Source organism: Streptosporangium sp. NPDC004379, from assembly GCF_042873875.1.
Classification (GTDB): Bacteria; Actinomycetota; Actinomycetes; order Streptosporangiales; family Streptosporangiaceae; genus Streptosporangium.
This window is the reverse complement of sequence record NZ_JBIAMC010000029.1, coordinates 15720-41248: the sequence shown is the minus strand read 5'-3', so window position 1 is coordinate 41248 and position 25529 is coordinate 15720. Positions and strand designations below refer to the sequence as shown.

The 25529-nt window shown below is 73.2% G+C and carries 20 protein-coding genes; 10 read left to right on the top strand and 10 right to left on the bottom strand.

The features are described 5' to 3' along the window. The first annotated feature begins 80 nt into the window (after positions 1 to 80). Both ACFYSC_RS36035 and ACFYSC_RS36030 read left to right on the top strand, forming a co-directional pair. Positions 81 to 1979: an N-6 DNA methylase gene (locus tag ACFYSC_RS36035; protein ID WP_389970602.1), complete on the top strand. Its 1899-nt coding sequence runs from the start codon at positions 81 to 83 to the stop codon at positions 1977 to 1979. Between the two features lie 28 nt (positions 1980 to 2007). Continuing rightward, a complete protein-coding gene (locus tag ACFYSC_RS36030) occupies positions 2008 to 2901 on the top strand; it encodes a serine/threonine-protein kinase (protein ID WP_362946466.1) in 894 nt (297 codons plus the stop codon). Positions 2902 to 3036: 135 nt separating this feature from the next. Here ACFYSC_RS36030 and ACFYSC_RS36025 read toward each other — a convergent pair whose 3' ends face one another. After that, positions 3037 to 3696 carry a response regulator gene (locus tag ACFYSC_RS36025; RefSeq protein WP_389970598.1) on the bottom strand — a complete coding sequence of 220 codons (660 nt, stop codon included), beginning with the start codon at positions 3694 to 3696 and terminating at the stop codon, positions 3037 to 3039. Between the two features lie 4 nt (positions 3697 to 3700). Next, positions 3701 to 5176 (bottom strand): sensor histidine kinase, encoded by a 1476-nt coding sequence (locus ACFYSC_RS36020; RefSeq protein WP_389970591.1) that lies wholly within the window; start codon positions 5174 to 5176, stop codon positions 3701 to 3703. A gap of 127 nt (positions 5177 to 5303) precedes the next feature. On the opposite strand from ACFYSC_RS36020, the gene ACFYSC_RS36015 reads away from it, so the two are divergent. Both ACFYSC_RS36015 and ACFYSC_RS36010 read left to right on the top strand, forming a co-directional pair. Then, positions 5304 to 6392, top strand: a complete 1089-nt coding sequence (locus ACFYSC_RS36015) for a hypothetical protein (protein ID WP_389970588.1) — start codon at positions 5304 to 5306, stop codon at positions 6390 to 6392. A gap of 112 nt (positions 6393 to 6504) precedes the next feature. After that, a complete protein-coding gene (locus ACFYSC_RS36010; protein WP_389970585.1) occupies positions 6505 to 7320 on the top strand; it encodes an MBL fold metallo-hydrolase in 816 nt (271 codons plus the stop codon). Positions 7321 to 7467: 147 nt separating this feature from the next. Here the strand turns inward: ACFYSC_RS36010 and ACFYSC_RS36005 are convergent, their stop codons facing one another. Both ACFYSC_RS36005 and ACFYSC_RS36000 read right to left on the bottom strand, forming a co-directional pair. Next, the gene (locus ACFYSC_RS36005) at positions 7468 to 8595 is read right to left on the bottom strand and encodes a globin domain-containing protein (protein WP_389970582.1); all 1128 of its coding nucleotides are present in this window, start codon (positions 8593 to 8595) and stop codon (positions 7468 to 7470) included. 4 nt (positions 8596 to 8599) lie between these two features. Continuing rightward, positions 8600 to 9277: a pyridoxamine 5'-phosphate oxidase family protein gene (locus tag ACFYSC_RS36000; protein ID WP_389970580.1), complete on the bottom strand. Its 678-nt coding sequence runs from the start codon at positions 9275 to 9277 to the stop codon at positions 8600 to 8602. A 526-nt stretch (positions 9278 to 9803) separates the two neighbouring features. Here ACFYSC_RS36000 and ACFYSC_RS35995 point away from each other — a divergent pair. The 4 genes from ACFYSC_RS35995 to ACFYSC_RS35980 all read left to right on the top strand — a co-directional run bounded on the left by ACFYSC_RS35995 (position 9804) and on the right by ACFYSC_RS35980 (position 12666). After that, positions 9804 to 10496, top strand: a complete 693-nt coding sequence (locus ACFYSC_RS35995) for an HAD family hydrolase (protein ID WP_389970577.1) — start codon at positions 9804 to 9806, stop codon at positions 10494 to 10496. Between the two features lie 128 nt (positions 10497 to 10624). Next, positions 10625 to 11065, top strand: coding sequence for an NUDIX hydrolase (locus tag ACFYSC_RS35990; RefSeq protein ID WP_389970574.1), 441 nt, complete (start codon positions 10625 to 10627; stop codon positions 11063 to 11065). A gap of 46 nt (positions 11066 to 11111) precedes the next feature. Further along, positions 11112 to 11729, top strand: a complete 618-nt coding sequence (locus tag ACFYSC_RS35985; protein ID WP_389970571.1) for a TlpA family protein disulfide reductase — start codon at positions 11112 to 11114, stop codon at positions 11727 to 11729. Between the two features lie 82 nt (positions 11730 to 11811). Continuing rightward, positions 11812 to 12666, top strand: a complete 855-nt coding sequence (locus ACFYSC_RS35980) for a cytochrome c biogenesis CcdA family protein (protein WP_389970568.1) — start codon at positions 11812 to 11814, stop codon at positions 12664 to 12666. 432 nt (positions 12667 to 13098) lie between these two features. On the opposite strand, the gene ACFYSC_RS35975 is transcribed toward ACFYSC_RS35980, so the two are convergent. The 5 genes from ACFYSC_RS35975 to ACFYSC_RS35955 form a co-directional block, all read right to left on the bottom strand. Further along, positions 13099 to 14631 carry an alpha-amylase family glycosyl hydrolase gene (locus ACFYSC_RS35975; protein ID WP_389970565.1) on the bottom strand — a complete coding sequence of 511 codons (1533 nt, stop codon included), beginning with the start codon at positions 14629 to 14631 and terminating at the stop codon, positions 13099 to 13101. A gap of 44 nt (positions 14632 to 14675) precedes the next feature. Then, positions 14676 to 15671, bottom strand: coding sequence for a carbohydrate ABC transporter permease (locus tag ACFYSC_RS35970; RefSeq protein WP_389970562.1), 996 nt, complete (start codon positions 15669 to 15671; stop codon positions 14676 to 14678). After that, positions 15671 to 16582, bottom strand: coding sequence for a sugar ABC transporter permease (locus ACFYSC_RS35965; protein ID WP_362946244.1), 912 nt, complete (start codon positions 16580 to 16582; stop codon positions 15671 to 15673). The genes ACFYSC_RS35970 and ACFYSC_RS35965 overlap by 1 nt, the downstream gene beginning before the upstream one ends. Positions 16583 to 16589: 7 nt before the next feature. Beyond that, entirely contained in the window at positions 16590 to 17978 is a 1389-nt protein-coding gene (locus tag ACFYSC_RS35960; protein ID WP_389970558.1) for an ABC transporter substrate-binding protein, read from the bottom strand. A 309-nt stretch (positions 17979 to 18287) separates the two neighbouring features. Beyond that, positions 18288 to 19280, bottom strand: a complete 993-nt coding sequence (locus ACFYSC_RS35955; RefSeq protein WP_389970555.1) for a LacI family DNA-binding transcriptional regulator — start codon at positions 19278 to 19280, stop codon at positions 18288 to 18290. A 313-nt stretch (positions 19281 to 19593) separates the two neighbouring features. Here ACFYSC_RS35955 and ACFYSC_RS35950 point away from each other — a divergent pair, with 313 nt between their 5' ends. Together ACFYSC_RS35950 and ACFYSC_RS35945 are read left to right on the top strand one after the other, a co-directional pair. After that, positions 19594 to 23211: a discoidin domain-containing protein gene (locus tag ACFYSC_RS35950; protein ID WP_389970552.1), complete on the top strand. Its 3618-nt coding sequence runs from the start codon at positions 19594 to 19596 to the stop codon at positions 23209 to 23211. A gap of 263 nt (positions 23212 to 23474) precedes the next feature. Further along, positions 23475 to 24578, top strand: coding sequence for a hypothetical protein (locus ACFYSC_RS35945; RefSeq protein ID WP_389970549.1), 1104 nt, complete (start codon positions 23475 to 23477; stop codon positions 24576 to 24578). Here ACFYSC_RS35945 and ACFYSC_RS35940 read toward each other — a convergent pair. Further along, positions 24478 to 25494 carry a carbohydrate kinase gene (locus ACFYSC_RS35940; protein ID WP_389970546.1) on the bottom strand — a complete coding sequence of 339 codons (1017 nt, stop codon included), beginning with the start codon at positions 25492 to 25494 and terminating at the stop codon, positions 24478 to 24480. The two genes, ACFYSC_RS35945 and ACFYSC_RS35940, sit on opposite strands and share 101 nt — an antisense overlap. Positions 25495 to 25529: the final 35 nt, after the last annotated feature.

Here is a 25529-nt window from a genome sequence, read left to right as displayed (position 1 = left end):
GCAGTAAAGCATTGGTTGAAGCACTTCACAAGCAAACATGTTGTAGACCGCTTCAGCGACGTGAACTACTGTTGTTCGGCATGGAGGAGAGCCAGGACATCACGGTGAACGCGGGCGACATCGCCCGGCTCGCCTCCGTCGGCCGTGCCGCGGTCAGCAACTGGCGCCGCCGACACGACGACTTCCCCGATCCGGTCGCCGGAACCACTTCCAGCCCACTTTTCTCGTTGCCGGAGGTCGCCGCCTGGCTGCGCCGCAACGGCAAGCCGTTCGAGGTCTCCCTCGGCGACCTGGTGTGGCAGCGGCTGCGGACGTCGGCCGACGATCTGCGTCTGGGAGACCTGGTCGGCCGGGTCGGCGCCTTCCTCCTGTTCCTGCGACGCGAGCCGGGCGCCTGGCCGGGGCGCGGCACGCGGACGGCGGACGCCATGGCCGCCGCCACGGCCGACCTCCCCGGCGCACCCGTGGCTCCCCCCGGTGACCACGGCCTCCTCGGGCTGGTGGCCGAGCTGGCCGCCGAGCGCGGGCCGCTCGCCACGTTCGAGTTCCTGTGCGAGCGCTACACCGAGGCCCACTCCCGCCGGCTCGCGGTCACCCGGGAGGACGTGGCCGGCCTGATGTGGCGGCTGACGGCCCGGGAGCGGGGCACGGTCCTCGACCCGGCCTGCGGCGTCGGGACCCTCCTGCTGCACGCCGGCTCCGCCCTCGGCCAGGAGGCCGACGCCACGAACGCCCTGATCACCGCCGTCCGGCTGCTGCTGCGCGGCGCCGACGCCCGGATCGTGGCCGGCGACTCCCTGCGGGAGGACGGTCTGGCCGGCAGGCAGGCCGACGCGGTGGTCTGCGACCCCCCGTTCAACGAACGCGCCTGGGGGTACGGCGAGCTGACCGGCGACCCCCGCTGGGAGTACGGCCTGCCGCCCCGCGGGGAGGGTGAGCTCGCCTGGGTGCAGCACTGCCTGGCCCGCGTGAAGCCGGGCGGCCCGGTGGCGATCCTGATGCCCCCGGCCGCGGCGTCCCGCCGCCCCGGCCGGCGGATCCGGGCCAACCTGCTGCGCACCGGCGCGCTGCGGGCCGTGGTGACGCTGGGCGCGGCCGGGCCGGACCTGTGGCTGCTGCGCCGCCCGGACGGCGGGCGGCCCCCGTCGAGGCTCCTGCTCCTGGACGCCTCCGAGGACCTGTCGGCGGTGGAGCCCGCCTGGCGGGCCCACCTGCGGGACCCGGAGGCGGAGCCGCCGGGCGACGGCAGCAGCGTGCGGATCATCGACCTGCTCGACGAGGAGGTGGACGTCAGCCCGGCCCGGCGTCGCCCGCAGCAGGGCGGGCCCGACTTCCTGCAGGACTTCACCGACGCGCTGGACCGCTTCCGCGGCGCGTCGGCCACCCTGCCGGACGCGCCCCCGGCACTGGAGGTGCTCGCCGAGCGGCAGGACCTTCCGGCCACCACGGTCGGGGAGCTCGCCAGGGCGGGGCTGGTCACGATCCTGCAGGCCCCGGCCAGGATGCCGGCCGAGGAGGGTCCCCTGCCGGTCCTGACGGCCGGTGACACGGCCGTGGGCTCCGCCCCCACGGGCGGGACCACCCTCGACCCGGCCCTGGTCATGATCAGGCCCGGGGACATCGTGACGAGCGTCCTCGGCACCGTCCGGGTGATGACGCGGGGCGGCGCGGCACTGGGGCCTCAGCTCACGCTCTACCGGGTGGACCCCGAGCGGCTCGACCCCGACTTCGTGGCGGGTTTCATCCGCTCGGCCGACACGAACAGGTCACATCCCGGCTTCAGCCGGCTGGACGTGCGGCGGGCCCGGGTGCCGGTTCTCCCCCTCGCCGACCAGCGGCGCTACGGCGCGGCCTTCCGGGAGCTGTTCGCGCTGGAGGACAGGGTGCGGGAGACGACCGCGCTGGGGGAAACGCTGATCCGGCTAGGCTTTGACGGACTGGTTGACGGTCATCTCCGGCCGTGCGACCAAGGGGTGTGATGTCCCTGGGAGTCCTCGGGAGGGTCGGATGGTCATCGGTGACCGGTACGTACTCGACGACCTTCCCCTGGGGCAGGGCGGCATGGGCGCCGTCTACGGCGGTCACGACACGCACCTCGACCGCCGGGTCGCCGTCAAGATACTGCGCTTCCTCACCGGCCCGGACGAGGAGCTGACCGGGCGTTTCCTGCGCGAGGCGCGCATCCTGGCGAAGCTGGAGCACCCCGGCGCCCCGATCCTGTACGACTTCGGCACCTTCGACCAGCGGCTGTTCCAGGTGATGCAGTTCATCGAGGGGGTGACCGTCGCCGACCTGGTCAGCGAGCACGGCCCGCTCCCGGTGCCGTGGGCCGCCGCGATCGCCGCCCAGGCCTGCGCGGTGCTGGCCGCCGCCCACGCCCTGTCGATCTACCACCGTGACCTGAAGCCCACCAACCTGATGCTCTGCCCGGACGGCAGCGCCAAGGTCCTCGACTTCGGCCTCGCCATGGTCCGCGAGTCGGGCTCGTCGCAGTTCACCCGGATCGGCCAGATCCTCGGCACCCCGGCCTACATGGCCCCCGAGCAGATCCAGCGCGGTCTGTCCGGGCCGCGCAGCGACCTGTACGCGCTGGGCTGCGTGATCCACGAGATGCTGACCGGCCGGCAGCTGTTCACCGGCGTCACCGAGTACGCCGTGTTCGAGCGCCAGGTCAACGAGCTGCCGCCGGACGTGCCGGACGCGCCGGACGCGTTGAACGGCCTGCTCGCCGAGCTGCTGGCCAAGGATCCCGAGCGGCGTCCCGCCTGCGCCGAGGCCCTGTACGAGCGCCTGCAGCCCTTCGCCGTCGACCTGCCGATGCTCCCGGGCTTCCTCCACGAGGCGTCGGTGCCCAGCCCGGGCCGGATGTACGCCCGGATGGTCGGCCGCGTCCTCGCCTGACGGTCCCCACCGGCCCGGCTCCGGGCGTCGAGCACCGGTCTGCGGGCGGCAGGCGGCGACGGCCCGGCTCAGGACACCGGCCCGCCTCAGGACACCGGCCCGCCTCAGGACACCGGCCCGGCTCGGGGCACCGGTCTACGGGCTGTGGTGGCCGGTGCGGAAGGCCCAGGCGGCGATGCCCACCCGGTTGCGCGTGCCGAGCTTGCGGTGCACGGCCGCGACGTGGTTCTTGACCGTCCCCGGAGAGATGAGGAGCTCCGCGGCGATCTCGCCGTTGCTCCTGCCGTCGGCGACCAGCCGGACCACGTCGAGTTCACGCCCGGTCAGCGGTTCGGCGGGCCCGGCGGGTCCGATCGCCGGGGTCGCCAGGTGACCCAGGAGCCGCACGGTGAGCTGCGGGCTGATCAGGGTGTCGCCCGCCACGGCCGCGCGCACCGCCTCCACCAGCAGGGCGGGCCCGGACCGTTTGAGCAGGAAGCCGCAGGCGCCGGCGCGCAGGGCGGTGTGGACGTACTCGTCGAGGTCGAAGGTGGTGACGACCACGACGCGGATCGGGTCGGCGACGCCGGGACCCGCGAGCGCCCGGGTGACCTCCAGGCCGTCGGCGACGGGCATGCGGATGTCGGCGAGCACGACGTCGGGACGCAGATGGCGGGCGGTGGCGATGGCGGTGGCGCCGTCGGCCGCCTCGGCGACCACGGTCATGTCCGGCTGCGCGTCGAGGATCAGCCGGAAGGCGCCGCGGATGCCTTCCTGGTCGTCGGCGACGAGAACGCGGATCCGCCCACCGGCCACGCCGTCATCCCCTTCCCGCTCCGGGCGTCCCGTCAGGAGCCGCCCGCACCCGTGGGGCTCCGCGCTCTCCGGGGAGCACCGCCGTCAGGCTCCAGCCGCCCGGTACGGCGCCCGCACGAAGCGTACCGCCCAGTGCCTCGACGAGCCCCGTCAGACCGGGCAGGCCGAACCCGCCGCGGCGACCGCCTCCCGGCCGCAGGCCCTCCGGTCCGCCGTGGCGGAACCCGCCGTGACCACGAGACCCGCCGTCACGAGACCCGCCCTCGCCACGAAGCCCGCCGTCACGGGGTTCGGGGCCGGGCCGTCCGGGGGCGTCCGCGCCGGCGGGAGCCGGGCGTCCGCGTCCCGTCGCGCCGTCGTCCCGCACCCGGACCGTCAGGACCCCGGCCTCCAGGGCGACGGCGACCTCCACGCGGGTGGCCGCGGGAGCGTGCCGGCGCACGTTGGTCAGCGCCTCCACCACGACCCGGTAGGCGGTGGCGCCGATCTCGCGCGACGGCCGCGCGCCCGGTCCGTCGCCGTCGCGCCGCAGGTCCAGGCCACGCACGTCCAGGTGCGCCGCGGGAGGACCGGGGGCGGAGAACCGGGTGACGAGATCGGGCAGGTCCGCCAGGGTGGGGACGGGGGCCGTCCCCCGGTCGCGGCCGTCGTCTCCTCCGCGCCCCGCCCGTCCTCCGTCTCCGCCTCCCCCCTCGTTCCCGCCTCCGTTTCCGTCCCCGCTTTCGTGCTCGTTCTCGGTTTCGTGCTCGCGGAGCATGTGCACGGTCCGGTCCATCGCCTCCATCGCCCGCAGACCGGCCCGTTCGATGTCTCTGAGCGCGGTCAGCGCCCGGCCGGGATCGGCCGGACCGACCACCTGACCCGCCTGCGCCTGAGCGATCATCTCGCTGATGTCGTGGGCGACGAAGTCGTGCAGGTCGCGGGCGAGCCCGAGCCGCTGGGCACGGCGGGCCCGGTGGATCGCGCGGACCCGCCGCCGGTCCATCGAGCGCAGGTAGAGCCCGACGCCGGCGGCGGCGGCCGAGCAGGCGGCCCAGAATCCCATGACGCCCACCACCTCCAGCGGCGACGACGGGACCAGGAAGCGGAACAGCCACACCGCCACGGCCAGACCCGCGAGGAGGGCGGAGACCGCGGCCGGCCGGGTCGGCGCCCGCCGGACGACGACGCCGATCAGGACGAGGAGGGCCCCGCTTTCGACGAGCGCCCCCACTCCCGCCGCCCGGCCGTCGGCGATCGGTGACCCGGCCAGCGCGGCACCGGTCGCTCCGAGGGACAGCGCCGCCGCCGCGCAGCTCACGGCCGGCACGCGGAACCGGCCGCGGGACCGGTCTCCGGCCACCCCGAGGGCCCACATCACGGCGGCCAGGGCCGCCGCCGGCGGCAGCACGACGAGCGGCCCGAAGAACGGGGAACCGCCGGCCCCACCGGCCAGCATCGCGAGGGCCGCGACCGCACCGGCGCGTTCACGAGGGTTCACGGCTCGACCCTACGGGCCCGGCGCCGTCGCGACCCCTGCCGGACGGCACGGTCCGCCCCCTCCGATGGGGGGACGGGGTGCCGAACGGCACATGGAAGCCACCGGGAGACGGCGGGACCGTTGGAGCGTGACGACCTCTCTTCTCGCATCGACGACCTCATCGGGACCGCGCCGCCCCTCCCGGGCCGGTCACGCCGCGGCGCTCTGGTCGGCGGCCTACGGGCTGCTCGGACTCGCCTGGGCGCTCGGCGCACCGGGATTCCCCTGGGGGCGAAGCGACCCCGACTCCGACCGGGAGCTGTCGATCCTCTCGGGGGCCTCCCCCGTACCGGGCGGGTGGTGGATCGCCGGCCTCGGGGCGGCGGGCACGCTGCTGGCGCTGGTGCTGGGCCGGTCGCGGGGGCGCGGCCCGCTGCGCCTGCTGCCGGCGGCCCTGGCCTGGCCCGCCGCCGCGGCCCTGGCACTGGTGATCCCCGACTCCCGTCTCATGATGGGCGTCGCCTACACGCCGCTCCTGCTGGTCGCCCCCCTGTTCGGCTGGCGCCTCGGCGGTACCCGCCTGCTCGACGTCTGGCCCTGGGAGGTGGTCAACCAGTTGCTGTGCGTGCTCGGCGGGGTCCTCCTGGCCACGGCCACCGTGGCCTACCTGCGACGCGGCCGGGACGCCTGCGGCGACTGCGGCCGTACGGCCGGCGGCGGAGGCTGGACCGCTCCGGGGGAGGCAGCCCGGTGGGGGCGCCGGGCCGCCTATGTGGCCGCCGCCGTACCGCTGGTGTACTGCGCGACCCGCTGGGCCTGGGCGCTGGGCGTCCCGCTGGGGGTCGACGAGGAGTTCCTCGTCGAGCAGGCCCGCGAGACGCCCGGCATCTGGCTGGCCGGCGCCTACCTGGCCACCTTCGGAGCGTTCGGCGGGCTCCTCACCCTGGGGCTGACCCGGCGGTGGGGTGAGGTCTTCCCGCGCTGGATGCCCGGCCTGCGCGGCAGGCGGGTCCCGCCCATGCTCGCGGTCGTCCCCGCCGCCGCCGTGTCGGTCATCGTCTTCGTGGCGGGCCTGACCTACATCCGGCTGGCGCTTCAGGGCCGCTTCGGCTCGTCCGACGTCGGAACGTGGCTTCCGGAGACGTCCTGGCCGGTGTGGGGCGCGGCCCTTGCGGCCGCCACCCTCGCCTACCACCTGCGCAGACGCGGCCGGTGCCGGCGGTGCGGCCGGCTGTGACGGCCGCGGCGGCGAGCCCGCGGCCCGCACAGCCCGCACGGCCCGCACAGCCCGCACGGCCCGCCTTCCCGGCGGGTCACGCGGCCCCTTTTCCGTGGGGGACAATCACTCCATGGAAGGACGCTGGATCGAAGTGGCGGACCGGGTGCTGGTGCGGCGGTACGCCGAGCTGGACCTGTCGGTGGGGCTGGTCCTGGGCGACGGCGGCTGTCTGGTGATCGACACCCGGGGCGACGAGCGGCAGGGCGCCGAACTGGCCTCGGAGGTGCGCCGGATCACCCGCGACCCGTGGACCGTGGTGCTCACCCACGCCCACTTCGACCACTCCTTCGGCACCCGGCCGTTCCTCGCGTGCCCCGTCTGGGCCCACGAGGCCTGTCACGCCGACCTGGTCGCCGACGGCGCCCGGACGAAGGACGTGTGGGCGCGGCGCTACCGCGGGCAGGGCCGGCCCGATATCGCCGCCGACATCGAGAAGACGGAGATCGTGCCGCCGGACCGCCTGGTGACCGACCGGGCCGAGGTGACGGCCGGCGGCCGCCGCGCCGTCCTGGCGCACCTGGGACGCGGGCACTCCCCGTCCGACCTGGTGATCGCGGTGCCGGACGCCGGCGTGGTGTTCGCCGGCGATCTGGTGGAGAACGGCGCGCCTCCGGCCTACGGCGACGCGTTCCCGCTGGAGTGGCCGGACACCCTCGGCGGGCTGCTCGGCCTCGCCGGGGACGCGGTCGTGGTGCCGGGGCACGGAGACCCGGTGGACCGCGCGTTCGTCACCGCCCAGCACGCCGAGATCGAGGCGGTCGCCGGGCTCTGCCGGGAGGTGGCCGCGGGCCGGATGGGCCGCGAGGAGGCCGTACGGCGATCGCCCTATCCCGAGGACACCACGCTGACCGCTCTGGATCGGCTGGACGGCCCGCCGGGCGGATAGCCGGCCGGGCGCCGTCCGCCCACGGGGGGCGGCGCGGCGGCCCGAAGAAAGCGGCGGTCCGCGGAAACGGCGGCCCGTGGAGGACGGCGGCCCGTGGAGGACGGCGACCTGTGGAGGACCGCGGCCCGCGGGTGACGGCCGCCGCCGTCAGCCCACGGGGACCGGCGTGTCCGGGGTGTACTCGGTGTGGATGCGCCCGGCCGGGACGCCGAGACGGACCAGCCGGTCCGAGGTCGCGTACACCATCTCCCGCGATCCGCACACGAAGACGTCTCCGGACGGGATGATCCGGTGGTACTCCAGGGCGTCGACGGCGGTCTGGCCGTACCCCGGCCCCGGCTCGTCGGAGATCGCCTGCACGATCCGGAGCCGCCGGTGCTGCATGCGCAGGTTGTTCAGCGCCTCGGTGTCGTAGGCGTCGGCGGCGCGCCGCACGCCGTAGAAGAGGTCGATGGCGGGGCGCTCGGGCATCCACACCGACTCCTCGATGAGCGCCTTGAGCGGCGCGAGGCCCGTGCCACCGGCGATGAAGACCAGGTGCGGGGTGGTGGCCTGCTCCAGCGACAGGGTGCCCCTGGGCGGGCCCAGCAGGACGGTGTCCCCCGGGCGGGTGTGCTTCACCAGCGCCGTGCTGACCCATCCGCCGGGTATGGCCCGCACGTGCAGCACGATCCTGTTGTCGTGGCGCGGGGCGTTCGCGATGGAGTACTGACGCCACACCCGGGGCCACAGCGCGGTCTGCACGGTGGTGTACTGGCCCGCCCGGTACGGGTACGGGTGGTTGGGCTCGATGGTGAGGACCGCGATGTCGGAGGTTCGCATCTCGTGCCCGACCACGGTGCCGATCCAGGCGGGCGGGGCGGTGACCGCGTCCTGGTCGGCCGCCTGGATCATCACCTGGGCGATGAAGTCGTAGGCGGCCGCCCACGCCTGGTCGTAGGCGGGCAGCCAGGCGCCGCGGGAGGTCGTCCGCATCGCCGCGATCAGGCAGTTCCCGAGCGCCGGGTAGTGCTCGGCCCGGACGCCGTACTTGCGGTGGTCGCAGGCGAGCTGGGTGAGATACTCCCGCACCCCCTCGGTGTCCTCCAGGTTGAGCACCACCTGCGTCAGCGCGCTGAAGAGGCGGTCGCGCTGGAGGTCCATCGCGGGCGGGAAGAGCTCCCGGATGCGGGGGTTCTCGGCGAAGAGCCTGCTGTAGAAGTTGAGGATCACCTGGTCGGCCATCGGTTCGACGAGCGACCAGCTTTCCCGGATGAGCCGGATGTCCAGTGTCATGGCGTCACCCGACCGGTTTCCCCGCCTCATGCCCGCTCAGCTCCGCGCTCCGCACCCGCCCGACGCCGAAGTAGTCGTCTCCGGCGGGCCTGCGCCCCTCGGCGGCGCGCTCCCTGCGGTCCTGCCTGACCAGCAGCGGGATGTGCTTGGAGCAGTGGATGTAGGCCTCCTCGACCTCGACCATGATCCAGCGCTCGGCCTTCTTGCCCGGCGCGGTCTGGTCCTCGTCGTTGAGCCCGTAGCGGCGGGCGGCGTCGTAGGCGGTCATGATGCTCGCCATGCCGTTGACGTGCAGGCCCACCAGGTCTTCGAAGAAGTCGACGAACAGCAGGCTGATGTGCGGGTTCTCCAGGATGTTCCCCATGCTGGCGAGCACGCCGTTGCCACGGAACTCCGGGTAGACCATCCGGGTGTCGTCCAGTACGCGCACGAATCCGGGCGGCCCCGAGCGGAACGTCGTGTCGCAGTTCCCGGCGGCGTCCGCGGTGCCCACGAACGCCATCTGCTGCCGGGCCACGAACTCACGCATCTGGGGCGTCAGGCGGTCGACCACCTGACGGCCGTAGAACCGCTCCGCCCGCTCCCTGGTGTCGAAGAGTTTCTGGAGGATGTGCTCCCCGCGGGAGCCGGGCAGGCCCTCGCCATCGTCCAGACCGTCGTACGGCACATGCTGGGTCGTCACGTCACTCCAATTCAGTCCCCGGACCGCAAGCCTGTGAGAGGGCGGGCGGGCACCCGGGCCCGGCGATGAGGCACCAAAACCGGATGTTTCCCCCCACATATCCGATGGAGCCTAGACCACATCAGCCCCTCCCGAAACAGTTCCGCAACATTTCCACGGATTTTTCGGATCATGATTAATGCTCACTTTTCATGCCCGGACCTGCGCTCCAGCGCCGCGCGACCCCCTCACGGAGGCGCGGTGAGGACGCTTTCAGACGACGAAGACGCACGGCGTGGCGGGTGGGAACGGTCCACCGGCGGTGACGGCTGAACCCGGCGATCCCGCCGGGAACGATCCAGGACCGGCCGGGGCGGCGTACGGTGATCCGGCGACGGCGGCACACGGCACGGCGGGCGGGCGGGGACGACCGGACAGGCGGAGGTGATCCGGTGGCGGTGGCATACGAGGCGGACGAAAAAGACATGAACGCCGCTCCCACCGGCTGGTAACCTCCGGCGGTCGGCGTTCTCGGGAGGAGAAGGTCATGAGGCTCGACCGGCAGGTGCTCATCTTCGACGCCGACGACACGCTCTGGGAGAACAACGTCCTGTTCGAGCGGGTCATCGACGACTTCCTGGGCTGGCTCGCGCACCCGACCCTCGACCGGACCGAGATCCGGGCCATCCTCGACGACATCGAGGCGGCGAACGCGGTCGCCCACGGCTACGGCAGCAAGGTCTTCCTGCGCAGCCTCGGTAAGTGCCTGGAACGGCTGCACCGGCGACCGCCGACCGCCGCGGAGCGCCGCCGGATCGAGGAGCTGGCGGTGGCGCTCGTCGAGCACCGGGTGGAGCTGATCCCGGGCGTCTCGGAGACCCTGGCCGCACTCGGCGACCGGCACGACCTGCTCCTGCTCACCAAGGGCGACCTGGAGGAGCAGCGGCGCAAGCTGGAGGTCTCCGCGCTCGCGCACCACTTCCGCGACGTCCACATCGTCCCGGAGAAGGACGTGGAGGTCTACCTCCGGCTGGTGCGGGAGCACGACCTGACGCCCACGACGACCTGGATGATCGGCAACTCCCCCAAGTCGGACATCCTGCCGGCCCGGCAGGCGGGCATGAACGCCGTCTTCATCCCCAACGACAACACCTGGGTGCTGGAGCGGGCCGACCTCGCCCCGGACGACGACCGGGTGCTGCGGCTGCGGAGGTTCCCGGAGCTGCTCGACCATTTCTGACGTCCGCCGGCGACGCCCGCCGGCACCGCGGAGCGCCGGCCGGACCGCCGCCTCCGTACGAGGACCGGAAGACCGGAGAACCGGGAGCCCCGGAGACGGGGAACCGGGGAGCCGGGGAACGGGGAGACATGACACCGAAGCCCTCCGTGTCGTGCGTGTTCGTCTGCCATGACGGCGCCGGCCGGGTGCTGCTGGCCCGGCGCGGCGCCGGGGCGCGGGACGAGCCCGGCACGTGGGACTGCGGCGCCGGGGCCCTGGAGTACGGCGAGACGTTCGAGACGGCCGTCGCGCGCGAGGTCCGCGAGGAGTACTCGGCGGCGGCGCTGGAGATCGAGACGATCGGAGTCCGGAACGTCCTGCGCGGGGAGCCGGTCTCCTCGCACTGGGTGGCAGTGGTCTTCGCGGTCCGGGTGGACCCGGCCGAGGTCGCCATCGGGGAACCCCACAAGTTCGACGAGCTGGGCTGGTTCGCACCCGACCGGCTCCCGGACCGGCCACACTCCCAGCTCTCCGGAAGCCTCGCTCTCTTCACCTCCCGGACGGCCCGGAACGGGGGCGCGGGGGCGTAAGCGCCTCGTAAGGTCCGCGCCGGGGAGGCGAACCTACGCTGAGCGGATGATCAGATATCGCGCTGTGGCCGCGGCGGTCTCGGCCGCTCTTCTGACGGGGGCGTGCGGCGCCGGAGGAGGGGACGAGGCGGGCGGCCCGGTCCGTTCCGACGCGCCGCTCTCGGCTCCCGCGACCTCTCCGGCGGCGTCCGTGACGTCCCCGGCGTCTGCGAGTCCCGCTACCGGCTCCCCGAGCCCCACCGGCTCGCCGGCCGCCGTCCCCGCGGCGCTGGCGTTCCGTGCCGTCACCCTGGGCGGTGAGCGGTTCGAGGGGGCGAGCCTGGCGGGCCGGCCGGTGGTCTTCTGGTTCTGGGCGCCGTGGTGCCCGAAGTGCCTTTCGGACGCCCCGGCGGTCAGGGCCGCCGCGGAGAAGCACCCTGACGTGGCGTTCGTCGGGGTCGCGGGCCTCGACGCCGAACCCGCCATGAAGGAGTTCGTCCGGCGCACCGGGACCGGGACGATCGTGCAGCTGTCCGACGCCGGGGGCGCGGTGTGGACGAGGCTGGGCGTCACCCAGCAGTCGACGTTCGTGTTCATGCGGCCCGACGGCTCCACCGAGAAGGTCCCCGGCCCGCTCGGCGCCGACGGGCTGAACCGGCAGGTCGGAAAGCTGCGCGCGGGATGACGCCGCACGGACGCACGGACCGGACACCGCACGGACGCCGGACGCCGGGCAGCGTCACGGGACAGCGGGCGGGAAAGGCACCGTGAGCACCGGTCTTCCGGTGGCGCTGGCCGTCACCGCCGGCACGGTGGCCGCGTTCAACCCGTGCGGCTTCGCGATGCTCCCTGCCTACCTCACCATGCTGGTCTCCGGCGGCAGGGCCCCGCTGGTCCGGGCGCTGCTGCTCGCCGCCGCGATGACCGGCGGGTTCGTCACCGTCTTCGGCCTCTTCGGCCTGGTCGTGGTCCCGCTGGCGCACTCCGTCGGGGAGTACCTGCCGTGGGTGACGATGGTGATCGGCGCGGCCCTCGTCGTGCTGGGCGGCGCGCTGCTGACCGGCCGGGAACTGCTGATCCGGCTCCCCGGGCCCGGCGCCGGCCGCCCCACCGCCTCGGCGGCCTCACTGTACGGCTACGGCCTCTCCTACGCGGTCGCCTCGCTGTCCTGCACGGCCGGGCCGTTCCTGGCCGTCACCTCCGCGTCGCTGACCGAAAGCGGCCTGCTGGGCGGGCTGGTGGTCTTCGTCGCCTACGCGCTGGGCATGGGCCTGGTCGTCGCGGCCCTGTCGGTGGCCGTGGCGCTGGCCCGCGCCGCCGCGGTCGCCGGGATGCGGCGGATCCTGCCGTACGTGTCGCGGGTGAGCGGCGGTCTGCTGGTGCTCGCCGGGCTGTACGTCGCCTACTACGGCTGGTACGAGCTGCGCGTCTTCGCCGGCGCGTCCACGGACGACCCTGTCGTGGGCGCGGTGACGGCGGTGCAGGGGGCCGTCGCCGGGTGGGTGGAGGGCGCAGGCCCGGGCCGGATCGCCGCCGCCCTCGCCGTACTCGTCCTCGCCGGGCTCGCCGTACGGGGGGCGCGGCGGAAGGCACGGCGGCTGCGCCGGGAGACGAAGCCCTGATCCTTCTGCCTTCCGCGAAGGCCGCGTAAGGTCGCCCCTCGTGCGGTTCGAACCGTTCGCACCCCGCGCGATGTCGAGTATCCGGTGTTCCTGGTCGCCGCCCCGGCCGGTTTCCATCTGATGAGGGGGCGGAGCTCGGACGTCGAGGACAAGGGCCGGATCACCCGCCTGTGGTCGGCCCGGGACCGCCCCCGGTTCCTGCTGCTGGTCGCCGTCACGGCCTGGGCCTCGGCCGCCCAGGTGGCCTCCGGCTCCGCGGCGTGGCCGACGGCGGCCGCGATCGCCGGCGGGTGCTGCTCTCCCTGCTGGGCTGACGATCCGCTCCGCCGCCGAGCCGAGGGCGTATCAATCCCGGTTCCGGCGGCGCCCGGGAGGCCGGCCCGTGCGGTCCGGCCTCCCGGCGCCTCCCCCTGATCGGTCCGTAGGAGCGGCTCAGCCGAGCCAGGCGGTGGTGTCCGCGGGGAGGTCGTCGCCGTCGAGCGGGCCGCTGACCAGCAGGACCTGCCCGTGCGGCGGGAGCCGTACGGGGCCGGGGCCGAGGTTGGTCACGCAGGTGAGCCCCGACTCGCGGGTGAAGGCCAGCACGCCGGGCCCCAGGTCGAGCCAGGTGAGCGTGCCGTCGCCGAGCCGGTCGCGGCGGATGCGCAGCGCGGTCCGGTAGAGGGCGAGCATCGAGCCGGGGTCGGCCGACTGGGCCTCCACGGTGAGCGCGCGCCAGTCCTCGGGCTGGGGCAGCCACGGCTCGCCCGCGCCGAAGCCGTACGGCGGTTTCTCCCCCGACCAGGGCAGCGGCACCCGGCAGCCGTCCCGGCCCGGCACGGTGTGGCCGGAACGGGTCCACATCGGGTCCTGGCGCAGCTCGCCGGGGATGTCGTCGACCTCGGGCAGGCCGAGCTCCTCGCCTTGATAGACGTAGACGCCGCCCGGCAGCGCCATGGCCAGCAGCGCGGCGGCCCTGGCCCTGCGTCCGCCGAGACCGAGGTCCGACGGCACGCCGTCCCGGCGGTCGCCGTGGTCCCAGGACGTGTCGGCCCTGCCGTACCGGGTCACCACGCGCGCCACGTCGTGGTTGGACAGCACCCAGGTGGGCGGCGCGCCGAGCGGGGCGTGCGTGGCGAGGGTCCGCTCGATCGAGAGGCGCAGCGCGGCGGGCTCCCAGGGGCAGGCCAGGAAGTCGAAGTTGAAGGCGGTGTGCAGCTCGTCGGGCCGCAGGTAGCGGGCGAAGCGTTCCTGGTCGGGGAACCACACCTCGCCGACCAGCATGCGGTCGCCGTACCCGTCGGCCAGGCGGCGCCAGTCGCGGTAGATCTCGTGCACCTCGTCGAGGTCGGTGTAGCCGTCGGGGTCGCCGCCGTCGAAGTCCTTCACCAGCACCGCGGCCGAGTCGATGCGGATGCCGTCCACGCCCCGGTCGAACCAGAAGCGCAGCACGTCGCGGAACTCCTCGCGCACCTCGGGGTTGGTCCAGTTGAAGTCGGGCTGCTCGGGGGCGAACAGGTGGAGGTACCACTGCCCGTCCGGCACCTGTGTCCAGGCGGGCCCGCCGAAGATGGACCGCCAGTCGCCGGGCTCGTCGGCGAACCAGAAGCGTTCCCGCTCGGGTGAGCCGGGCCCGGCGGCCAGCGCCTCCCGGAACCACGCGCTCCGGTCGGAGCCGTGGTTGGGCACCACGTCGATGATGACCCTGATGCCCAGTTCGTGGGCTTCGACGATGAACCTCTCGGCCTCGGCCAGCGTGCCGAAGACCGGTTCGATGTCCCGGTAGTCGGCCACGTCGTATCCGCCGTCGGCCATCGGCGACGGGTACCACGGGTTGAGCCAGACGGCGTCCACCCCGAGGTCGGCGAGGTACGGCAGGCGTGCCCGCAGACCCGCCAGGTCTCCCGTCCCGTCACCGTTGCCGTCGGCGAAACTGCGCAGGTAGACCTGGTAGATCGCGGCCCCCCGCCACCACGTTTCCGGCATGCTGCTCGTGACTCCTCACTGGTAGGGATTCGCCGGTCACCGCGTCAGCCCTTGAGGCCGCCGGCGGTGAGGCCGGCCATGATGTGGGGCTGGAAGACGAGGAAGACGACGATGGTCGGGACGCTCGCCATCACCAGCGAGGCGATGAGCACGTTCTGCGGCATCTGCGCCGACAGGTTGGCGACGCCGACGCTGACCGACATCTTCTCGGCGTCGGTCAGCACCAGCAGCGGCCAGACGAAGTCGCGCCACGCGTTGACCACGGTCAGGATGGACACCACGCCCAGGATCGGGCGGGAGATGGGGATGACGACCGACCACAGGATCCGCCCCGGCGTCGCGCCGTCGATCTCGGCCGCCTCCAGCAGTTCGCGGGGGATCGAGTCGAAGAACCGTTTGAGCAGGAAGATGTTGAACCCGTTGGCCGCCGCGGGCAGCCAGATCGCCCACGGCGTGTTCAGCAGGTCCCAGCCGAACAGCGGCAGATCCTTGACCGTCAGGTAGGCCGGAAGCATGATCACCATCGGCGGGATCATCAGCGTGGCCAGCATCATGGCCAGGATCAGCTTGCCGAGCACCGGCCGCAGCTTGGACAGGGCGTAGGCGGCGGTGACGTCGACCGCCAGGGTGAACAGCCAGGCCCCACCCGCGTACAGGGCGGTGTTGCCCATCAACCGGCCCAGGTCCATCAGCTCCCACGCCTCGGCGTAGGCGTCGAACGTGACCTCCGACGGCAGGAACGTCGGCGGGATCCGCACCAGTTCCTCGGTGGACTTCATCGCCCCGGTGACCATCCAGTACAGCGGGAAGACGAAGGCTGCGGTGAAGCTCACCACGACCACGACGAGGACGGTCCAGTAGACGATCCGGCCCGTGGGCGAGTTGAGCCGGTGCGGGGAGACGGCGGTGCGGAACTCCGGCTCGATCCGCCGCGGGCGGCGCCGCCGTCGCGGCGGGCGGGGCGCGGGAGGGGCGGGCGAGACGGCGGCGGGGGTGCCGGGGGCCGCGGTGAGGTCGGCGAGGTCGGTGAGGTCCGGCATCAGCTCTTGCCCTCCCGCGAGACGCGCAGGTAGACGGCGGAGAAGACCATCAGGACGATCATCAGCATCACGCCGAGCGCGTTGCCGCCGTTGATGTTCCCGAAGTTGAAGGCGTACTGGTACATCAGGTAGACGACGCTGACCGTGGAGTTCTCCGGGCCGCCCCCGGTGAGCAGGTAGGGCTCGATGAAGACCTGCATGGTGGCGACGATCTGCAGCAGGAGCATGACCAGCAGGATCAGCCTGGTCTGCGGGATCGTGATGTGCCGGATCCGCCGGAAGAGCCCGGCGCCGTCGAGTTCGGCCGCCTCGTACAGCTCGCCGGGGATGGTCTGCAGCGCGGCGAGGTAGATGAGCGTGCCGCTGCCGAGGTTCATCCAGGTGGAGACGATGACGAGCGAGACGAGGGCGGTGCCGGTGCTGTTCAGCCAGTCCAGGGGCGGCAGGTGCAGGAAGCCGAGCACCTGGTTGAACAGGCCGGACTCCGGCTCGTAGAACCACTGGAAGAGCAGCACGCCGACCGCCGGGGGCAGCATCACCGGGAGGTAGACGACGAGCCGCAGGTAGGCGCGGGCGTGACGCAGCTCGTTGAGCACCAGCGCGACGACGAACGGGACGCCGTAGCCGAGGACCAGCGCGAGGACGGTGAACGCCACCGTGTTCTTCCAGGCGGGTCCGAAGGCCGCGTCCCGGACGACCGCGGCGAAGTTCTCCAGTCCCACCCAGACGGGCGCGTCGACGAAGTTGGTCCGCTGGAAGCTGAGCACGACCTCCCAGACCATGGGGTACCAGGAGAAGAACGCGAAGCAGATCAGCGCTCCGCAGAGGAACCCGTAGGCGGTGACGTTCCGCCGTACGGCGAGCCGCCTCCGCCCCGGGTCGTCCCGCCGGTGCGGGCCTCGCGTGGTCACAGCCGGGTCAGCCCTTCTTCGCCAGCAGGGCGTTGACCTTGGCCTCGGCGTCGGCGAGCAGCTTGGCGGGGTCGGCGTCCCGCCTCGTCAGCACCGCGGACATCGGGGTGTCGAGGACGGCGTAGATCTCCTGGGCGTACGGTCCCGGCTCGGCCTTGGGCGGGACGCCCTTGGAGCCCTCCGCCCAGAGCGCGAACTGCTCGGGCGCGACGTTCGCGTTCTCGGAGCGCAGCCGCAGGACCTCCTGGCCGGAGGGGGTGTCGGCACCGTACAGGTCCGGGTACGGCTGGCCGACCGTCAGGTTCGCGCCCTTGGCGCGCACGTAGTCGAGCTGGCCCTTGCCGGGGGTGAGGAACTCGTACTCGATCCACTTCAGGCCGGCCCTGATCTGCTCGGGTGTGGCCTTGGGGTTGATCATGTATCCGGCGCCGCCGTTGAACAGCGCCCTGGCCTCGGGCTGGGCGGTGACGGCGTAGTTCTCGAACTTCGCCTGGAAGTCGTTGCGCAGCGAGATCAGCACGTCGGGGGCGCCGAGCATCATGCCCATCCTGCCGCCGGCCATCGCCTTCATCAGGGCGGGCCAGTCGATGTAGAGGCGGGAGCCCATGCTGTCGTCGGTCCAGCGCATCTGCTTGAGGTTCTCCAGCACCGCCACGCCCTCGGGACTGTTGAAGGCGGCTTTCCCGCCGTCGGGGGTGAGGACGTCGCCCCCGCGGCCGTAGAGCGAGGCGGTGAAGTGCCAGCCGCCGACGTTGTTGCCGCTGTACTCGCCGAAGCCGACGTAGCCGGGGCCGAGTGCGGAGATCTTCTTGGCCGCCTCCCGCACCTCGGCCCAGGTCTTCGGCGGATTGGCCGGGTCGAGACCTGCCTTGGTGAACACGTCGCGGTTGTAGACCAGGCCCATGCCGTAGCCGTCGGTGGGCAGGCCGTAGACCTTGCCGTCCTTCTTGAAGATGTCGAGGGAGGCGTTGTAGTCCTTGAACGTCTTCAGCTCCCCGACGTACGGCGTGAGGTCGGCGGCCTGACCGGCGGCCACCAGTCGCCCGACGTTGGGGAAGTTGACGAAGAAGACCGTCTCCAGCTGGCCGCCGGCCAGCTTCGCCTCGAACGTCCGCGGCTCGTAGCAGGGGAAGGCGTCGGAGACCTTCTCGATCCTGATGTCCGGGTTGAGCTTCCGGAACGCCGCGAGGTCCTCCTCGTAGGTCGCGCGCTGCGCCTTGTTGGTCTTCGGCGGCATGCAGTTGACCGTGATCGACACGGGACCGCCCGCGGAGCCCGCCGCGGACGGCTGCGCGCCGTCCCCGGCGGGCTCGCCGGAACCGCACGCCGACGCCGCGAGGACGAGGGCGCTCGCGAGCAGCGGCCCGAGGAGCCTGCGACACCCGGATCTCGTCATGGAGCTGACCCTTCTGCTGGGGGAGGCCGGGAGCGAGCCGGAAGGTCCGCTCCGGGGTGGCCTCACCATAGGATCCCCGACACCGTGACGCAATATTTCGACAGAAAGATGAAACATAACGACTACATCACGCGTCTCTTACGCGGGAAACAGCGGAAGGGGTGACCCGCCGATCGGGTCACCCCTTCCTGCCGCTTCCGGCGGCCACGCCCGGCTCGCCGCCGGGGCCTCCCGCCGCGCCCCTCCCGGCCGGGCCGCCGCCGTCAGGCTCAGCCGGCCGGGCCGCGCGGCGGCCCGCGACCGTCGCGCTCAGCCCGCGGCCGGCCTCGCCGTGGAGGCCCGGACCACCAGCTCCGGCTCGAACAGCAGCTCGTCCGCGGGCACGGCCGCCCTGCCGATCAGCGCGACCAGCAGGTCCACCGCCGCCCGCCCCATGGCGTCGATCGGCTGGCGCACCGTGGTCAGCGGCGGCTCGGTGCAGTTCATCAGGGCGGAGTCGTCGTACCCGACCACCGACACGTCGGCCGGCACCGACAGCCCCGACCTGCGGGCGGCCCTGATCGTGCCGAGCGCGAGCGGGTCGCTGGCGCAGACCACGCCGGTGACCCCGGACCGCAGCAGTCTCGCCGCCGCCGCGTGCCCGCCCTCCAGGGAGAACATCGTGTGCTCGACCAGGGCGGGATCCCCTCCGGCGGCGAGGAAGGTCTCCAGCTTGCGGCGGGAGGGCATGTGGTCCTTCGGCCCCAGCACCATTCCGACGCGCTCGTGGCCCAGGGACCTCAGGTGCCCGAGCGCCATCTCGGCGGCCACCTTGTCGTCGCAGGACACCTGCGGGAAGCCCAGGTGGTCCACGGACGCGTTGACCAGAACGGCGGGCAGCCGGCGCTCCAGGATCAGCTCGTAGTGCGCGTGCGAGGCGTCGGCCTGGGCGTACAGGCCGCCGGCGAAGACCACGCCCGACACCTGCTGCTGGAGCAACAGGTCGACGTACTCCGCCTCGGAGACGCCGCCCACCGTCCGCGTGCACAGCACCGGGGTGAAGCCCTGCTGGGCCAGGGCGCCGCCGACGACCTCGGCGAAGGCGGGGAAGATGGGGTTCTGCAGCTCGGGCAGCACCAGGCCGACCAGCCGGGCCCGGTCGCCGCGCAGCTGGGTGGGCCGCTCGTAGCCGAGCACGTCGAGAGCCGTCAGCACCGCCTCCCGGGTGGTCTCCGAGACCCCGGGCTTCCCGTTGAGCACGCGACTGACCGTCGCCTCGCTCACGCCGACCTTCCTGGCCACCTCTGCAAGTCGTCGCGTCATGCGCAAACCATACGACATCCGAAGCAAGTATTTGCAGCCGTTTGCGGGTCCGAACGTCAGCCGTTTGCGGTCCACGACGGCGGCTCCCCGCGGCGAAATCCCTTGCTGAGCAGCGATGATGCCGCCCCCAGAGGCGACATTGCGAAGTCAATTCATTGCGAAATTCCGTCGAAATATTGCAGACATCGATTTGTCATTTTACGGTTCAGCCATTCGACCCGACGAAGGACACGCTCCCCCTGACCCCCGGCACCCCCGGCACCCCCCGGCGTTCCGGACCCGAGACGGTTCCGGACACGAGACAGAGGAACGGATGACACACAAGCGCGCCACACTGCTCCGGCTGATCGCGGCGATCGCCGCCTTCAGCCTACTGATCATCACCGGACCGCCCCTCCCCGCCACGGCCGCGACCGGCCCGAACCTCGCGACCGGCCCGAACCTCGCGGCGGGCCCGAACCTGGCGGCGGGCAAGGCCGTCACCGCCAGCGGGCACACCGACGTCTACGTCGCCGGCAACGCGGCCGACGGCGACCCCTCCACCTACTGGGAGAGCCCGTCGCACTCCTTCCCGCAGTGGATCCGGGTCGACCTGGGCGCGAACACCGGCGTCGACCGGGTCGTGGTGAAGCTCCCGCCCGGCTGGGAGCCGCGTACGCAGACGTTCTCGGTGCAGGGCAGCACCGACGGCTCCTCCTACACCACGATCGCCGGCTCCGCGACGCGCGCCTTCGACCCCGCCTCCGGCAACACGGTCACCGTCGGCCTCCCCGCCACCGTCACCCGCTACGTCCGGCTGAACATGACGGCCAACACCGGATGGCCCGCGGCGCAGGTCTCCGAGCTGGAGGTGTACGGCGGCGCCACCGGAGACACCCAGGCGCCCACCGCTCCCGGAAACCTCGCCTACACCGAACCCGCCGCCGGCCAGATCAAACTGACCTGGACCGCCTCCACCGACGACGTCGGCGTCACCGGCTACGAGATCTACGCCAATGACGTCCTGCGCGCCACCGTCGCGGGCGATGTCCTGACCTACACCGACACCCAGCCCGCGAACGCCACCGTCACCTACCGGGTCCGGGCGAAGGACGCGGCCGGCAACCGGTCGGCCCCCGGCAACGCCGTCACCCGCGCCGGCAGCGGCGCCGGCTCCAACCTGGCCGTGGGCAAGCAGGTCAGCGCCTCCTCCTACGTCCACACCTTCGTCGCGGCCAACGCGGTCGACAACGACCCCGCCACCTACTGGGAGTCCGCGCCCGGCGCCTATCCCGCCACGCTCACGGTGAAGCTGGGCGCGAACGCGAGCGTCACCTCGGTCGTGGTCAGGCTCAACCCCGACCCCGTCTGGGGCCGGCGCACCCAGACGATCGAGGTGCTGGGCCGCGAGCAGGGCGCCTCCTCCCCCGCCACGCTGAAGGCGGCGGCGCCGTACACCTTCGACCCCGCCACCGGGAACACCGTGACGATCCCGGTCACCGGCGACGTCGCCGACGTCCAGCTCAGGCTCACCTCCAACACCGGCGCGCCCGGCGGGCAGGTCGCCGAGTTCCAGGTGATCGGCGTCCCGGCGCCCAACCCCGACCTGACGGTCACCGCCGTCTCCTGGACGCCTCAATCCCCGACGGAGGGCGACACCGTCACGCTGCGGGCCACCGTACGCAACTCCGGCGACCGGGCCTCCGGCGCGACCGGCGTGAACTTCTACCTCGGCGGCGCCAAGGCCGGCACCGCCCCGCTGGCCGCGCTGGCGGCCGGCGCCTCCGCGGAGGTCTCGGCGTCCGCCGGACGGTGGGACGCCGGCTCCTACCCGGTCACGGCGAAGGTCGACGAGGCCGACGCGGTCGCCGAGAAGAGCGAGCTGAACAACGCGCTCACCGCCTCCTCGCCGCTGGTCGTCAAGCCGGTCGACAGCTCCGACCTGACGCCCGTGGCGAGCTGGACCCCGGGCAACCCGGCGAGCGGCGCCACGGTGACCTTCTCCGTGGCGATCCGGAACAAGGGCAACATCGCCTCCGCGGGCGGCGGCCACGCCGTCACGCTCACCCTGCTCAACGACGCCGGGACGGCGGTGCGCACCCTGACCGGCTCCTACACCGGCGCGATCGCCGCGGGCGCCACCACCGCCCCGGTGAGCCTCGGCACGTGGACCGCCGCAGGCGGCCGCTACACCGTGCGGGCGGAGGTCGCGGCCGACACCGCCGAGCTTCCGGTGAAGCGGGACGACAACGTCGTGACGACCCCGCTGTTCGTCGGCCGCGGCGCGAACATGCCCTACGACACCTACGAGGCGGAGGACGCCTCGATCGGCGGCGGCGCGACCGTCGTCGGGCCCAACAGGACCGTCGGCGACCTCGCCGGCGAGGCGTCCGGCCGCAGGGCGGTCAGGCTCGCGACCACCGGCGCCTACGTCGAGTTCACCACCAGGGCTCCCACCAACACCCTCGTCACCCGGTTCTCCATCCCCGACGCGCCCGGCGGCGGCGGCATCGACGCCACCCTCGACGTCTACGTCGACGGCGTCTTCCGCAAGGCGCTCAACCTGACCTCGAAGTACGCCTGGCTGTACGGCCCCGAGGCGAACCCCGGCAACTCCCCGTCCATGGGCGGCCCCCGGCACATCTACGACGAGGCCGGCCTGATGCTCGGCTCGACCGTCCCGAAGGGCAGCAGGATCAGGCTGCAGAAGGGCACGGCCAACACCACCACCTACGCGATCGACTTCGTCGACACCGAGCAGGTCGCGCCCGTCCCCAACCCCGACCCCGCGCGGTACGTCGTCCCGGCCGGGTTCGGCCACCAGGACGTGCAGAACGCCCTGGACAGGGCGCGGATGGAGACCGGGTGGCTGGGCGTCTACCTGCCCCCGGGCGACTACCAGACCGCGCAGAAATTCCAGGTGTACGGCAAGCCCGTCAAGATCGTCGGCGCGGGCCCCTGGTACACCCGGTTCCACGCCCCCGTCACGCAGGAGAACACCGACGTCGGTTTCCGCGCCGAGTCCTCCGCCAACGGCTCGGCCTTCACCGGCTTCGCCTACTTCGGCAACTACACCTCCCGCATCGACGGCCCCGGCAAGGTGTTCGACTTCCAGAACGTCGCCGACATCGTCATCGACGACATCTGGAGCGAGCACCTGGTCTGCCTCTACTGGGGCGCGAACACCGACCGGATGACGATCAGGAACTCCCGCATCCGCGACATGTTCGCCGACGGGATCAACATGACCAACGGCAGCACGGACAACCTCGTCAGCAACAACGCGGCCCGCTCCACCGGCGACGACAGCTTCGCCCTCTTCTCGGCCATCGACGCGGGCGGGGCCGACATGAAGGGCAACGTCTACGAGAACCTGACCGCGATCCTCCCCTGGCGCGCCGCGGGCATCGCGGTGTACGGGGGTTACGACAACGTCTTCCGCAACATCTACATCGCCGACACGCTGGTCTACTCCGGCATCACGATCAGCTCGCTCGACTTCGGCTACCCGATGAACGGCTTCGGGGCCGACCCGCCCACCAGGTTCGACAACATCTCGATCGTCCGGGCCGGCGGCCACTTCTGGGGGGCGCAGACCTTCCCCGCCATCTGGGTCTTCTCCGCCTCGAAGGTCTTCCAGGGCATCCGGGTCACCGGCGTCGACATCGTCGACCCCACCTACCACGGCATCATGTTCCAGACCGGCTACTCGGGAGGCAGGCCGCTCAACCCGATCAAGGACACCGTGTTCACCGACGTCTCGATCACCGGCGCCCACCGGAGCGGTGACGCCTACGACGCCAAGTCCGGCTTCGCCGTCTGGGCCAACGAGCTGCCCGAGCCCGACCAGGGACCGGCCGTGGGCTCGGTGACCTTCAACAACCTGAGGATGAGCGACAACGCCGTGAACATCAGGAACACGACCTCGACGTTCACCATCACCGTCAACTGACCCACCGGCCCCGGCGGTCCTTCGCCGGCGCTCACCCCGTGGACGGCCCGGTCACGGGGTGAGCGCCGGCGGCCGGTCGGCCGGTGGCGCCGGAACCGGTCCTCCTCCGGCTTCTGTCGGCGGGACCTGGCAGGATCGCCGTGCACGCGAACCCGCCGCGGGCCGGGGTGCCGGACAGCGCATCCCGGCCCCCGGTACGGCCGCGCGTGCCCGGCCGCCGCGCCGGATCCCACCGGCCCCCACCAGACCGAGGACCGCCCCGGATGGAGCTCTCCCCCGCCGCCCGCCGGCTGCTCGCGCTCATGACCGACCCGGCCACGGAGCACCCCGCCGCCTGGCCCGGCCGCGCCGAGCTGGGCCCCTACGACCTGGGGGCCCTGCTGCCCTCCGCCTACCGCGTCCCCACGACCCCCGCGGGGACGTCGGCGAGGTTCCTGGTGGAGGACGAGGCCCGGGAGCGCCAGCCGGCGTTCACCCCCGCCTCCTGCGCCGAGCTGTTCGCGGCGCTGGCCGACGGGCTGGCCACCCGTGAATGGGCCGACCTGCACCTCGGCGCGGCCTCACTGGTGCGCTGCCCGGACGGGCCGCCCCTCGCCGCGCTCGCGGCCCCCGCCCGGACACTGGTGCGGTTCCTGCTGGAGGCCGGCCGGCTCGACCAGCCGTACGCGCTGCTGGCCGTCGCGGGGCTCGCCGGGTGCGACGGCCGAGGCGACGACGGGCTCGACGCGAAGGTGACCGAGGCGATCGGAACGGGCCGGGGCCCGATCGGCGCCGACGAGCTCCGCCTGCTCGCGAGCTGGGACGCCGGGCACCGGGCGCTGTTCCTGGAGGCCCTGCGGAACAGGTCGTTCGGCTCCCCGCCGCCGCTTCCCGGCGTCTGGGGGCGACTGGCGGACCTCCCCGGCCACACCGCCTTCGCCCGCGCGGCCCTGGAGGCCGCCGCCGCCCGGGTCGCCGCGATCCACGCGGGCGAGATCCCCTACCGCGCCGACCGCGCGTTCGAGGCGTCGGAGACCGAGGCGCTCGGCCGCGCCGTACGGCTGGCGCTGATGCGCGACGAGGAGTGGCTGCCCGCCCTGCTCACCCCGCTGCTGGCCGGAATCGCGGTCGCCCCCGGCTCGGCGCGGACCCTGCCCTCCCAGGCACTGCTGTACGAGATCGCCCGGGCCGTCGAGGACTTCCCGACCCCCGAGGCGGTCACCGCGCTGCGCGCCGCGCGTGGGGCGGCGCGGCACGCGGGCGTGCCCAAGCAGCTCGACCGCATGCTCAAGCGGATCGACCGCGCGGCGGCCGACCGGCGGTCTCCTCATCCGGTGCGGTCAACCGGTGGCGCCAGGGCGGGTCGGCACCCGCGACCTCGCAGGTGAGGGCGGCGACCCGGACCGCGAAGGTGAGCGCCTCGGACAGGTCGCCGGCGGTGAGGCCGGTCAGGCGTCCGCCGAGGAGGCCCCGGACGCCCAGGCTGTGCAGCAGGCCGGCGGTGAAGGCGTCGCCCGCCCCGACGGTGTCGGCCACGTCCACCGCGGGGGCGGGCACGGCGAGCCGTACGCCGTCGAGGGAGGCGGTCACGCCGTCCGCGCCCCGGGTGAGCAGGACGAGCCTGGCTCCGGCCGCGTGGCATTCCTCGCGGAACCCGTCGAAGTCACCGAAGTCGCCGAGGTGGGCGAGGTCCTCCTCGCTCACCTTGACGATGTCGGCGAGCGCCGCCCAGCGGGGCAGGCGGGCCCGGTAGACCGCCGGATCGACGAGCCCGGGGCGGACGTTCGGGTCGATGGAGATCGTCGCCCCCGCGCGGGCGCCGGTGAGGAACTCCTCGATCCGCGCGGCGCCGGGCGCCATGACCAGGGCGAGGGAGCCGGTGTGCACCGCCGCGACCCCGCCGAGGTCGCGGGTGGCGAGCTCCTCCTCCGTCCACTGCCAGTCGGCGGCGCCCTCGGCGTGGAAGGAGTACTCGGCCCGGCCCTCCGCGTCGAGCGTCGCCACCGCCAGCGTGCTGGGCTCGGCGGCGCGCACGACGCCGGACAGGTCGACGCCGGAGGCGGTCAGGCGCTCGTGGAAGAGACGGCCGAAGGGGTCGGCGGAGATCCGGCCCAGATAGCGGGCGGGGGTGCCGAGCCGGGCGAGGGCGACCGCGGCGTTGGCCGGGCCGCCGCCGGGGATGACGCGCAGCGCGAGCTCACCCCGCCGGGAGGCTCCGGAGTCGGTGAAGGCGTCGGCGACGCACTCGCCGACGACGGCCACGGCCGGGCCTGTCGTCCTCGTCCCCTCGGCTGGGCTGGTCATGCGCCTCCTCCTGGTCGGGCCCCTCGGTTCTCCGG